The organism is Bacteroidota bacterium (assembly GCA_039111535.1).
GTDB lineage: Bacteria > Bacteroidota > Rhodothermia > Rhodothermales > JAHQVL01 > JBCCIM01.
The window spans coordinates 1-12,595 of sequence record JBCCIM010000192.1 but is presented as its reverse complement, the minus strand read 5'-3'; the positions used below and the strand labels follow the sequence as shown (position 1 = coordinate 12,595).

Annotated in this window: 10 protein-coding genes; 4 read left to right on the top strand and 6 right to left on the bottom strand. The window is 53.1% G+C overall.

What is annotated here, in order from left to right:
* Window positions 1-235 precede the first annotated feature (235 nt).
* From AAF564_21920 to AAF564_21895, 6 genes are all read right to left on the bottom strand, one after another.
* Complete coding sequence (locus AAF564_21920) at window positions 236-1,492, bottom strand: amidohydrolase family protein (protein MEM8488224.1); 1,257 nt, start codon at window positions 1,490-1,492, stop codon at window positions 236-238.
* A 30-nt stretch (window positions 1,493-1,522) separates the two neighbouring features.
* A complete protein-coding gene (locus tag AAF564_21915; protein ID MEM8488223.1) occupies window positions 1,523-2,638 on the bottom strand; it encodes a bile acid:sodium symporter family protein in 1,116 nt (371 codons plus the stop codon).
* Window positions 2,639-2,712: 74 nt separating this feature from the next.
* Complete coding sequence (locus AAF564_21910; GenBank protein ID MEM8488222.1) at window positions 2,713-3,981, bottom strand: mandelate racemase/muconate lactonizing enzyme family protein; 1,269 nt, start codon at window positions 3,979-3,981, stop codon at window positions 2,713-2,715.
* A gap of 36 nt (window positions 3,982-4,017) precedes the next feature.
* Window positions 4,018-4,965 carry an RraA family protein gene (locus AAF564_21905; GenBank protein ID MEM8488221.1) on the bottom strand — a complete coding sequence of 316 codons (948 nt, stop codon included), beginning with the start codon at window positions 4,963-4,965 and terminating at the stop codon, window positions 4,018-4,020.
* Between the two features lie 36 nt (window positions 4,966-5,001).
* Window positions 5,002-7,203 (bottom strand): hypothetical protein, encoded by a 2,202-nt coding sequence (locus AAF564_21900; protein MEM8488220.1) that lies wholly within the window; start codon window positions 7,201-7,203, stop codon window positions 5,002-5,004.
* An 18-nt stretch (window positions 7,204-7,221) separates the two neighbouring features.
* The gene (locus AAF564_21895; GenBank protein MEM8488219.1) at window positions 7,222-8,379 is read right to left on the bottom strand and encodes an ADP-ribosylglycohydrolase family protein; all 1,158 of its coding nucleotides are present in this window, start codon (window positions 8,377-8,379) and stop codon (window positions 7,222-7,224) included.
* A 205-nt stretch (window positions 8,380-8,584) separates the two neighbouring features.
* On the opposite strand from AAF564_21895, the gene AAF564_21890 reads away from it, so the two are divergent.
* The 4 genes from AAF564_21890 to AAF564_21875 all read left to right on the top strand — a co-directional run.
* Complete coding sequence (locus AAF564_21890; protein ID MEM8488218.1) at window positions 8,585-9,604, top strand: phosphotransferase; 1,020 nt, start codon at window positions 8,585-8,587, stop codon at window positions 9,602-9,604.
* 208 nt (window positions 9,605-9,812) lie between these two features.
* Window positions 9,813-10,253, top strand: coding sequence for a hypothetical protein (locus AAF564_21885; GenBank protein ID MEM8488217.1), 441 nt, complete (start codon window positions 9,813-9,815; stop codon window positions 10,251-10,253).
* A 252-nt stretch (window positions 10,254-10,505) separates the two neighbouring features.
* Window positions 10,506-11,267: an SDR family oxidoreductase gene (locus AAF564_21880; protein ID MEM8488216.1), complete on the top strand. Its 762-nt coding sequence runs from the start codon at window positions 10,506-10,508 to the stop codon at window positions 11,265-11,267.
* A gap of 71 nt (window positions 11,268-11,338) precedes the next feature.
* The coding region (locus AAF564_21875; protein MEM8488215.1) for a hypothetical protein at window positions 11,339-12,595 on the top strand (1,257 nt) is incomplete at its 3' end.

The following is a 12,595-nucleotide window of genomic DNA, read 5'->3' as shown; positions in this document are numbered from 1 at the left end:
GTGTGTGCTTGAGCCCTGCGTTGGCTTGTGCCACCACTCATGTTCGGAGAGAAAATAACGATTATATTGCTCTTGATAAGTCTAACAGAGTCCCCGAAGAATCTGGGCCAGCACGGCCCGCGAATTACTGCAACCCTTCGGGTAAGCTACTGGATACCGGATCAAATCCGGCATGACGTCGCGTGTAAAGGGATCGCACTATACCCTGTAACAGCCACTCGGCACTCAAAATTCGTCACTCTTTATAAACCTTCCCGCCTTTCATCACAAACGACACGCGCTCCATGGCTGAGATATCGTCCAACGGATTGCCGGGGATGGCGATGATGTCGGCGAGCAGTCCTTCTTTCAGCCGGCCTCTATCATCAACTCCCAGTAAGTCAGCAGCATTGATGGTAGCGGTCTGGATGGCAGCAAGCGGCGTCATACCGCGGTCAACCAGGACGGCAAACTCTTTTCCGTTTTCTCCGTGTGGAATTACGGCTGCGTCGGTGCCGTAAGCAATGTTCAGGCCTTCGCGTATGGCTTTTTGCAGACTCTGAACGGCCAACGGTAAAATAAACTCAGCCTTGGCGCGAATGGGGGGCGGCAGGTTGTCCAGGTCAATTGCACCAACCAGGTAGGTTGTCGGTACAAGGTAGGTACCATGTGCCTTCATCTCAGCTATGATTTCATCATTCAATATGGATGCATGCTCGATGGAAGCGAAGCCGGCTTTCACTGCAGCCAGAATGCCCTGCGCACCGTGCGCGTGGCCGGCCACTTTAATGCCATGCAACGCAGCTTCGTCAACGATGGCCTCAAGTTCTTCCTGATTGTACTGCTGCGCACCAACCGGCCCCTCAAAAGAAAGCACGCCGGCGGTCACGCACGCTTTGATCACACCCGCACCGTGTTTAATCTGGTACCGCACAGCCTTTGTTACTTCATCCACGCCGTCTGCAATACCCTGGCGGTAGTCGTTTTCCAGCAATCCTGGTTTGTACCCAGTAGCGTCGCAATGTCCTCCTGTAATACCAAGCGAGTGTCCCGCGCCTACAATCCGTGGACCCGGGAAGAAATCCTGATCGATGGCTTTTTTTAGCGAAATATCAGCAAATCCACCAGCCCCCACGTTCCGTACCGTAGTGAAGCCGGCCATCAGCGTACGTCGTGCGTTCCTTACGCCGCGCAAGCCGCTGTCTACCGCCGTATCCGTCACCGTCCTGCGTACCCAATCCCCCTCAAGGTCCATTGTCAGGTGTGTGTGCATATCCATTACGCCTGGCAACAATGTCACATCACCCAAATCAATTTCTTCAGCGTCAGCAGGTAATGTTGCTGGATTGATGGCAGCAATGCGATCCCCTTCAATCAGCAATCTGGCCGGGCCAGTTACCTCACCAGTATTCACATCCAGCATGCGGGCCGCGCGCAGTACCTTGGTTTGCGCCAGCGCAGCATCTGCACCAAAAAGTAAAACACAGGCAACAATCAAAAGACGATTCAACATAATCGCAGGGGTTGAAGAGAAAATTTAAAATTAGGCGGTCATTTCAGCCGGCTGTTCGGGGGCAGTTTCTGATTCGGGAGCACGGTTACGCCACCAGTTGGCAAGCGCTGAACCCGTAATATTCATCCACGGACCAAAGATAGCCGGCGCCAATCCGACCGTAGCCACCTTACCCATCTGCAACGCAATGCCAGAGGCCAGTCCACCGTTCTGCATGCCCACCTCTATGGAAATGGTCCGGCACGACTGCTCGTCGAGGCCAACCATCTTACATCCCCAATACCCGATCAGGTAACCGCTTGCGTTATGGATGATGGCTGCAAGAAAAAGCAGGGGCCCGATAGTGAGCAACGCGTCTCTGCCCGTGGCTGTAATGATGGTGATGACTACAGCAATTGCAATCATGGAAAGCAAGGGCATGGCTTTGTCCAACCACGGCGCGCGGCCAGCAACCAGTCGGTTGAACAACAGCCCAAGCACGATGGGCACAATCACCATTTTGATAATGCCAATCATCATGGCCACAAAGTCGATGGGCACAAGTTGGCCGGCCAGTATTTTCATCAGAAACGGTGTAGTCAATGGTGCCAGCAATGTAGCCACGGCTGTCAGCGTAATAGACAGGGCAAGGTTGGCTTTGGCAATGTAGGCCATGACGTTCGAGGCGACGCCACTCGGGGCCGAGCCAATCAGGATAATGCCTGCGGCAACCTCAGCCGGGAAATTCATCAGCAACGCAATCGACGCACCAATTAATGGCATAATGGTCAGTTGCGCCACCAATCCCACAACCACCCCTTTGGGCATTTTCACCACACCCTCGAAATCTTTCAGGCTCATCGCGGTACCCATCCCAAACATAATCACCTGGATGAGCGGGACAATGAGCGTTTTCAATTCAAAGTCGCCAACCGTCTGGAAGTAGCGCGGATAATACATCGCCATGGCAACGCCAGCAAAGATCCAGACGGTAAACGCCAACTGGCGCAGCATCGGCGTACCGAGGCCACCGATAGCAAGGCAGATCAAAAAACCAACGAGGAACGGGCCGCCGGCAGCAATGCCTTGTCCGAAGATTAACACACCCAGGAAAGCCAGGGCGCAGATGCCGGCAATGCCCAGCACCAGGTTATACAAATTCTGCACGGTAAATTTTGATGGGTGGATGAGAACCTGTTATGCGCACAAGACACATAGCAGTCAAGGTAACACATTCTGGCTTATTCAAAAAAGGGCATGCCCGGCGTTGCGTATTTGCGCATGCCCTCTTCGTTGATTTCAACGCCGATACCAGGCTTCTCAGAAAGCGGGATAAAACCATCTTCCACCATCACGCCGTCGTACGTCACAATCTCATTGAACATCGGGTTTTTATGGAAATAGATCTGCCACTCAAGTACCATGAAGTTGGGCACCGAGGCACACACATGACAGGATGCCATCGCGCCCAGAAACGACGCAACCATGTGTGGGGCAAACGGCACGTAGTACAGGTTGGCGAGGTTCGCAATCCGTTGTCCTTCCCCAAGGCCGCCGGCTTTCTGGAGGTCAGGCATCACAATGTCCACCGCCTGTTGCTCAAGCAGCGGCCGAATGCCGTGGGCGAGGTAATGGTTTTCGCCGGCACAAATAGGCGTCGTTGTCGACTCCCGGATAGCACGGTACGACTCCACATTTTCTGCCGGAATGGGCTCTTCCAACCACATGAGTTGCAAAGGCTCCAGCATCTTTGCCACTTGCCGGCCGGTGACGGTGTCATATCGCCCGTGCATGTCGGCACAAATGTCGATGTCTGGCCCAACAGCCTCGCGCGCAGCGGCAATCTGATCGTACATCCGCCGTAGCTCAGCCGGACTCGCCGTCCAGTTATACCGATCGTATTTGTTCGGATCATTGTGCTGGTCGAGATCAAACTTCACCGCCGTCATCCCCATATCGACCGCTTCGCGCGCAGAGGCTGCAAAATCCTCCGGCGTCGGCAAGTTGGACTGGTACAACGCGGTGTCCATGTAGACCCGGATTTTATCCCTAAATTTGCCACCAAGCAACTGATAAACCGGCAAACCAAGTGCTTTGCCGGCGAGGTCCCATAACGCAGATTCCACGGCAGACATCACAGCGACATACATCCCGGACTGCGCGCCTTCAAAAAAGCCGCGCCGGCGCAAGTCTTCAAAAAGCCGGTGTACATTGAGCGGGTTTTTGCCCTTGAGACGCTTCCCAAATTCTTTCACCAGGTGATACGTACCCGGTGTTGCATCAACCCCTTCACCACAGCCCCATACATCCTGATTGGTATAGATTTTAACAAACAGCCCATGCCCGTTACGGATGTAACCGCACTTGATTTCGGTGATTTCAAGCGCGGATGGCGCGGAGGCGCGACTGGTCTTTTCGATGGCCTTTCCAAAAGCAGCCATGGGTGTTGCGGCAACGGCGCCGGCAACCATTCCTTTTTTCAAAAACGAGCGACGGGTAGCATTTTTCATGGTCATGGGGGATTAAATAGTCAGGGTATGCTGCTGTTACCAGGTGCGCTTTGCAAGGAGGGCCTGGATTTGCGCCTTCGGCACGGGCAGGTCATCAATATGCGCGTTGAGCCACTGCGAAAAATCGCGCTCAATTTCATCGGACCAGCGGGTGTCGATCTGGCCGGCGGTGTAGCGTTGCTCACGCAAACGCTGGTGCCCAAACATGTCGCGCAGCCTAACCACTTCCGAGGTTGTAACTACACGCTCCGCCAGATGGGGTGGGATAAAAATGACTCCACCATCACGGCCCAGCACCACGTCGCCCGGCATCACTGTGGCCTTACCAATCCGCGTGGGCTGGTTGATGCCTACAAGCGTGGTGTTTAACGCGCCGTCCGGATTATTCAAATGATGGGAGGGGTGGTAGCTTCTGAAGAAGGAGGTGAAGCTGCCAATTTCTTTCAAGCCATCGATGTCGCGCAACGCGCCGTTGTAAACGATACCGTTTCCTGAGCGCGCATAAATGGCATTGCCGAGGTTATCTCCAATGGTTGGGCCATCGATATGCGCACCAAACTGATCAACAACGTACACATCGCCCTGCACGAGCATGTCGATCGGCCAGGCATTTTGAGACTTGATACGGCCGCCTTGGTTGTGCCCACGGTCGTCGATGACGCGGTGTATATCGGGCCGGCCGGGCATAAAGGTCGCGGTTAATGCGCGCCCGACCAGTACACTGTCGGGGTTAATGGTCATCCAGCCATCATCATACTGATGCCGAAAGTTCTCGCCTTTCAGCACGGCCCAGGCTTCTTCGAGCGTGACGAGACGCATGCGTTCAAGAATGGCATCCGGTACGCGGGGCCGGCCATCTTCAAACCGTTCACCAGTCCATTCCGGTGTTAGAAAAACGAGTTCAGGTTGGGATATTTGCTGTGCTTTAACGGCTGGCGGTGCCAACACGCAACAAAAGAGCACGCAAAGGAAGAGTGTCTTCATGGGGGAGCCTTTGCATGATGGGTGGTACGCTAAAGTTTAAAGATATAGCGGCTCAAATGCACCTAATGCAAGTTTTTCCCCTTTGTAGGTGACCGTTACCGGCCGATCTGACTCGATGGCTGTGATGGAGCCATTGATGTGTTGCGCAACAAAATTGCAGGGTTTGTCGAAGTCCAACTTGCTGGTAGCATCTTGTCGAAATTCGAGCCTGTTTCCAAAACCACCTGCTGCAAACCGACCTATGTACAGGGTGCCATCTACCTCCCCCAAGAGAGTGCGAAAACCAGTGGCTGTTTGCACAAAACTCTCCTGAACGGCAACACCAGCTGGATCAGCAGCACTCTTCGGATAAACAAACAAGTCGATGCTATCTGCAGGCGTTGTAACCAGCACAGGCTTCAACCAGCCGTATGTGCTTTGTAGCGATGCCCCGGGCGCTAACACACCTTCATTCAGTAGCAAGTAGTGCTGCGCGTCACCATTGCCCAACCCATCCGGGTATTTTGTGGATGCAGCGCGTGCTTCAACCGCTGTTTCAAGCGCCCGACCATCGTTTTCGAGCAGGGGCAACGTGAGCCCCAGTTCAGTGTCGTGTGGCGATGTAAGCCGGGTGAGTACCCCATCAGGTGTTACAACAAAATGGTGGTAATAGATAGCACCACCACTGCCCGTAATGGGCGCGTAGACCACCGTAAACTTGACAAGAAGCGGGTGTTCAAAATCAATCCGGAGCGTACCTTCGTAATCTTTTGCGTGGGCAGCAAGGTAGCGCCACCCTGTACGTTCGCGCACTGCCGGCCCAAAGGTTAGCCCCTTCTGCTCACGATACAATGCAACCCCATCCGAAGGCCCCAGGCGACTATCCCAGCCGGTGCGCGCAAACCTGACAGCACCAAGCGGCGTCCAGAAAATTTTGTACTTGGGTATCGTATCGCCTTTGAGGTTCACAAACACCTGCATCCCCCCGGCATTGGCAACGACACTGCCAAAACGCGGGTCCATCATACGCACGAACCCTCCCAGTTCAGCCGGCGCTGGCTGCTCCTCAATAGCAGACTGGCGCGCGTGGTAAGCTTCGGCGAGGTGGTACATCACCGCCCCGTTATAATTGGAATACTGGCTTGCCGGCTGGTATCCGATACGCCTGGCTGGATCGAAGAAATTTTTGGTGACATAAAAGGAGCCAGTCCAGGGTTCATCGTGCCTTTTCCACCGCTGGATACTCTGAAAAGCAAGTTGCGCGGCACGCCGGTATTGGCCGGCGCGATAGTGATCCCCCTGCGCAGCGGTCCGCTCTGCCATAACTTCAAATATGAGCTGGTACAGCACGTCATTAAACACATGGTTATCTGTGCGGCCATTGGGCGGACATTGCCCGGATGGGTCTTGCAGCCACAAGCTGGTTTCCGTTCCACGTTCTACGAGTGCATTTATTTCTGATGCAGATGGGCCATCGTACCCGGATGCAACGAGGGCGAGCAGATTACCGCGCCCAACTGCTTCCACAGCGTGGGATTGCCGGTGACTACTCCAATCCTGGTACAGATTCCAGGCATCACCGGCAATGCGTTCACGCTGGGAGCGCCGATGCCAGCCATCTTCAATAAAAGCCACAGCCGCACCCCTGTCCACGAGGCCGGCCTGGTAACGAAGCCATTCCCCTTTCATGGGATACGTACGCCAGTTGTTCGTCCGGCTGCGCATGCCCTTCATCACCTGGCGGACATCAACCGATAAACGTTCGCGCCAAACGGCAATCCGGGCCTCATCCACAAGCGTTTCGTACAGTGCAAGGGCTGTTGTTAATGGGGCAATGAAAAACTCACCATGGCCATCCGGAATGTTCTTGTGGCCTTGCGAAAACGCGCGGGTAGCCCTCTCCATGGCCAACACGCCCGCATCTAACAAATCCATGGACCGACCAGCGTGCAACACCGTACCCATTGCATGCGCAAAATAGGGCGTCGCGTACTGGTGCTCGCGTTTCAAGAACGGGTCGATGATGGCGCCATCATCATCTTGATGCTGCACGGTAAACCTGCAAATCCCTTCAACAGCATCCAGAATATCTGCAGCAGACGTTGTCAGGGGATGCCAGGGCCGAGCCGTGAGATGAAAATCACCAACCACAGGGCCTTTACCTCGCGCAGAGGATCCCAAAGTATTCATTGTGAGCAGGGTACTGCAGGCAAGACCGGAAGCAACTTGTTTGACAAACGTACGGCGTGTTGGAGACATATTGTTCTGCCCTCCCTCTTATTGCAAACGTTCGATGAGGTCCATCCATGCAGCAGGTGACACCTGGTAATCTTCCTGTAGCCGACGCGCAATCAATGTCCGCATGGCTGCCGGAAACACCTCTGCACCATGCAGAGCTCCAAACAAGGCGCCGGCAACTTGCATGTAAGAATCGGTATCGTAGCCAAATTCCATGATCAACTGCAAGGTTGCCAGCGGATTGTAATCGGTCATTCGCGCGCAAGCAAAAACCACGGTCATCGGTACCCAGGCTTCCCACCAGGTTTCAGCGTTCAACTCTTGTTCCAGGAGTCTGAACAGCTGGTGCGGTCGCCCTTCAGCGCGGCGTGCTACATCTTCCGCTACATCAAGCCAGCGGTCCAGCCGGCGCGGTACCCAGTCGATTTCGCCAAACCCATAAGGATCTGTTTCCCGCATGGCAGCTTCCACGGTCATCCAGGTGGCATCCGGCGCAAGGGCGGCAGCCAAACCGGCAACCAGTGCAGCATTCATGTCCCGGGCAACGCCGTTGTCCATAAAATCCATCTCCCAGGTTAGCGTATAGGCCAAGCCCGGCTGCCCCGGCACCAGGGCCGCGATCGGCAGGAAAGGCATTTGCCCGGCCATTGTTGGAATCCCGCCCCATTGCCGCTCAGGCGGGCGCGCCCGTTCCGGATCACGCTCACCCAATTCCCAGCGCGCAGCATAGGCAAATTCTGCTAACCAAAGCTGTGGTAGCGTACCATATACACTTGTTGAATCTGCATACCAGTTGAGTAACGCTTCAGCAAAGTGGCGACGGCTGGGTTTACCTGCAGCCTCCAGGCTTTGAAAGAAAATAATTTTGAAGCGCGAGTCGTCGGTTACGGTGCCTGCCGGCGCGTTTGCGCGCCATTGCCCATACGACTCAGGGTTAGGCCGGCGGGTGTAGGGTTTGAGCTTAAATCTGTCGGCAAGCGACTGAATGCCGGCAGCAGAAAGTACGGTATCCGTTTGTGTCCAGATGCTTTGCTCGGGTTTCTGGAATTCATCTGGTCCGCCGGCAGCATCGCCAAGGAGTGCGCCAACAAGCAAGCCTTCAATCCGCGCAGGGTCTGCCGGCTGCGCATCAACAGCTGAAACAGTACAACAGGCCAGGATGCAGCATGTGGATATGATTGTTGAAAAACGTATCATGTCACCTCAATTTGAGCAGTAACCAGGGCATGTAGACAATCAGCTTGTAAAATACATAATGCGCCCTTTTTGTCCATATCTGCGTTCCTTTTAACGCCCGATGTGCTACATCGAACACAAGACGCACTTTGATATGAACAAAATGACATTATATGTTCTTCTACCTGCTAATTGTCCGCACGCCCTAACAACCCCATCAAGACAAATGCAATCCGAAGTCTTTTTTCAGTTTGATGAGCCGGAAGCCCTGATTCAATTTCTGAATGAAAACGGGTGGATTGCTACAGATGAAACAGTAGAAGAAATTTCCAAAGCGGGTGAGGGTAACATGAACTTTGTTGCACGCATCCGTACCAGCAAACGCTCCGTTATTTTCAAGCAATCACGCCCGTGGGTAGAAAAATACCCGCAAATAGCTGCGCCTGTGGAACGTATTGAAAGCGAAATTACGTTTTACGAAGCCGTGAAACCGTACCCGGTTATTGCCGGTGGCATGCCGGCTTTGCTTGCTATTGCTCCCGCATCGCGGTGCGCCCTGTTTGAAGACCTGGGAAAGGTGGAAGACTACACAAACATGTACAGCGGAGACCTGGCGCCGGCAACGGAGATCCGCCAATTAATCAGCTGGCTGGGTACACTGCACAACGCATCATTTGACCCGACCCTCCGATCATCACTGGCCAACAAAGCCATGCGCCAGCTCAATCACGCCCATCTTTTTGATATCCCCCTCCAACCGGAAAACGGACTCGCGCTTGATGACATCACGTCTGGTCTGCAAGCCCAGGCAACCAAGCTGCAAAAAAACGAGGCCTTTATCCGACAAATCGAGCAACTGGGCAAGCTGTACATGGAAGATGGTACAACCCTGCTGCATGGCGACTTCTATCCGGGCAGTTGGGTGCGCACGGTAACGGGCCCAAAAGTCATTGACCCCGAGTTCGGATTTTTTGGTCCAGCAAGCTATGACGTTGGGGTCTGCATGGCGCACCTGTTGATTGCAGGGTTTGGTGCAACAGAAATCAAGCACCTCATGGAAGCGTATAAAGCGCCCGCAGAATTTGATAAGCTACTCGCCTGTCAGTTTGCCGGCATGGAAATAATGCGCAGGTTGATTGGGGTTGCCCAGTTACCAGTAGACAAAACCCTGGCCACAAAAGTAGAGCTACTAGATCAGGCAACGCAACTTGTGCTAGCACCGCAAAACTACAATTGGATCGATTAATCTTAGTCGATAATCGTTTTTAAGGGGGTGTTAGAGATTTACCCCACAGCCAATCACACCTTTTATCTTTAAGGGAACGGACGATTGATATGCCAACGACGGCCTTGCCCCTTCATATCTTCTTAACAGCTACGGTAAGCCATGTAGCACGAGTCAAAACAACTTCATTCTCCCTGGAAATTGAGGCACTCCATTTAGGCCCACTTATATGCCATACAATTACCACATCGATATCGCCAACCAAAAAGTCGAGGTCAAGTTTACAGGCCGGCTCACCGGAGAAGAAGTCATTGAAGTCTTACAATGTGTGTTTTTTGATGACGATTGGAGTTTAAGTTTCCCACACTACTGGGACGGCTCCGGGGTTACCAAGCTTGACTTTGGGTTTTCAGATTTTGAAATGATAAAACCTGTTGTCAAAGCCATTCAAATCCCTAAAGACGCAAAAGGGGGGCCCATGGCTGTGATTGTAGCCAACCGTGTTGCGTATGGCATTGTGCGGGCGGCACATGCTGCACTCGAAAAGGGATACAAGCCGTTCGGGATTTTCAAAAACCGGGCGGATGCTGACCTCTGGATTACCGATCATTACGCAACCAAAAATATTGATATGCTACGCCAACGGAAAATCCTGTGGCAAAGCGCATAAATTTAGGCCCAGCAGAAAGACCCACAAACCCAACGCGCCCTGGCTCGTTGGGTTTTTTGTGTTGTGGGAGTGAGGAGTTGGGGTTTAGTGTGCCTTTGCAAAATCAATAAATCAGAACGAATACATTCTTCTCCTCTCTCATAACTCCTTTCTCAATACTCCTCACTCCCAAACTCCTCACTCAATACTCCTCTCTTACAAGCCGGATTTAGTATATTTACCACCTCCATCTACAGAGAACCGACATACGTTATGAGAATCCAGGGGAAAACTGCGCTTATTACTGGTGGCGGCACTGGTATAGGGCGTGCCATTGCTATGCTTTTTGCCGAAGAAGGCGCAACGGTAGCCATCAGCGGCCGGCGTAAATCCCAGCTTGACAAAGCTGTCTCAAGTATGGGGGCCAACGTGATGGCGATACAAACAGACGTAACTGACATGGCGCAGGTGCAACAGATGGTTGATACCGTGATGTCAGCCTGGGGACGCATTGATATTCTTGTAAACAATGCTGCCGTTATAACAAGCCGTACGGCGTTGGTAGATACGCCGGTTGAAGCCTGGGATGTTATGATGGATATCAATGTTCGAGGCATTTTTTATGTCTGCAAAGCCGTATTACCGCACATGATGCAGCAAGGCAGCGGCTCCATCATCAACATAGCGTCAGTAGCAGGGCAACGCGGACAGCCGGGGAATTCGACCTACAGTACAACCAAAGGCGCCGTGATGAACCTGACCCGTTCTGTAGCGGTAGACTATGGCCCTTACAGCATCCGTTGTAACTCCATTTCGCCGGCGCTCGTTCGTACTGAAATGGCAGAAACGCGGCTTAAGCCAGGTGAAGACTGGGATGTGCGTGCAGCAAAAGAGTGGATTCCCAATTACCCACTTGGCAGAATCGGTACACCGGAAGACATTGCCTATGGGGCCCTTTTCCTTGCATCAGATGAAGCATCCTGGGTAAGCGGCATCGATCTGACTATGGATGGGGGCAAAATGGCTAAACTGTAACTAATTCAAGCAACCTTAACCTCTATTATGCCCACCTCCTGTTGCTCTCCCGCAGCAGTTATTTAATCCACATGAGAGACCTCCTGCCCCGCCACATAACCAGTTTTTTTAAGTGTGCAGCGCTGTCTATTGCAGCCCTGTTCATACTGGGTGGTTGTGCAAGCTCCCAGCGGTATATCGAAAAAGAATACGAAGCCTGGTCAATTGCCGACCCACCCTTAACGTTCTCCCGGTTACATCGCGTCTTTCTTGTTGGCAATACCGGCGAAATGGCGGATGACTACCCTGCGCTTACCCTGCTACAGCAATTGGTTGATCGCGCCGGCACAAACAGTACCACCATTTTCCTGGGAGACCAGGTACCATGCTGTGGCCTCCCAGATTCCGGCCATGCAGACAGGCCGCCCATTGAAGCCCATCTCCGTCAGCAACTTGATGCCGTTAAAGACGCACCGGGCAATGTGTTTTTTGTAGCCGGCGATCAAGACTGGAACGGGCAGCGCGGATCGCTCAATTTGCGTAAAAACCAGGAGCTCTTCATTGAGCAGTACCTTGGTCGTGGCAATGTATTTTTACCAGACAACGGGTTTCCCGGCCCCGAGATAATCGATCTGGGCAAAAACCTCCATTTGATGTTACTGGATACACAATGGTGGTTGTCTGAAGGAGAAAAAGCGTTTGGCGATACAGGCGATTACGACCTGCAAGAAGCTTCTGATTTTCTACGAGAAATGCAGGAGAAACTCTATAAGTATCGAAACGATAAGTTGTTGATTGTTGGGCACCATCCCTTTTATACCAATGGTGAGCATGGAGGAAATTTCCCAACGCGTACGCACCTCTCACCGCTTCCAATTTTCGGATCGCTGGAGCCTTTCTATCGCCGATACGTCGGCAACCGACAAGACCTGGCCCACCAGGCTTACCGCTTACTCAGAACTGAACTGAACAAGCTTTTTGAAGAAAAAGAACTGGTTTATGCCGCTGCACATGACCAGAGTTTACAATACTTCCCCAAAGGGACCAATCGAGCCAGAAGGCACTTTCTTGTTAGTGGATCCGGTACCAAAGCCTCCTATGTAGCCTCTGGCAGAGGCGCGGGATATACGGCGGCGCATCCGGGATTCCTGGTGTTGGATTATTACGAGGACAATTCCATCTGGCTTACAGCCTGGGAAACAACTCCAGCATCACCCGAAGGCGTGGTTACTTTCCGGTATCCGATTCAGCCGGCTGCTCCAGCCCCGATCCCGGATGACGCGGTACTGGCCCGGGAAGACCTCCCCGACTATGCAGACAGCACCATTGTTGTTGCAGCCAATGCAACC

Coding starts and splice junctions, on each gene's coding strand:
- AAF564_21890 (MEM8488218.1), top strand. CDS start 8,585: ATGCAATCCGAAGTCTTTTTTCAGTTTGATGAGCCGGAAGCCCTGATT.
- AAF564_21895 (MEM8488219.1), bottom strand. CDS start 8,379: ATGATACGTTTTTCAACAATCATATCCACATGCTGCATCCTGGCCTGT.
- AAF564_21885 (MEM8488217.1), top strand. CDS start 9,813: ATGCCATACAATTACCACATCGATATCGCCAACCAAAAAGTCGAGGTC.
- AAF564_21910 (MEM8488222.1), bottom strand. CDS start 3,981: ATGAAAAATGCTACCCGTCGCTCGTTTTTGAAAAAAGGAATGGTTGCC.
- AAF564_21920 (MEM8488224.1), bottom strand. CDS start 1,492: ATGTTGAATCGTCTTTTGATTGTTGCCTGTGTTTTACTTTTTGGTGCA.
- AAF564_21900 (MEM8488220.1), bottom strand. CDS start 7,203: ATGTCTCCAACACGCCGTACGTTTGTCAAACAAGTTGCTTCCGGTCTT.
- AAF564_21905 (MEM8488221.1), bottom strand. CDS start 4,965: ATGAAGACACTCTTCCTTTGCGTGCTCTTTTGTTGCGTGTTGGCACCG.
- AAF564_21880 (MEM8488216.1), top strand. CDS start 10,506: ATGAGAATCCAGGGGAAAACTGCGCTTATTACTGGTGGCGGCACTGGT.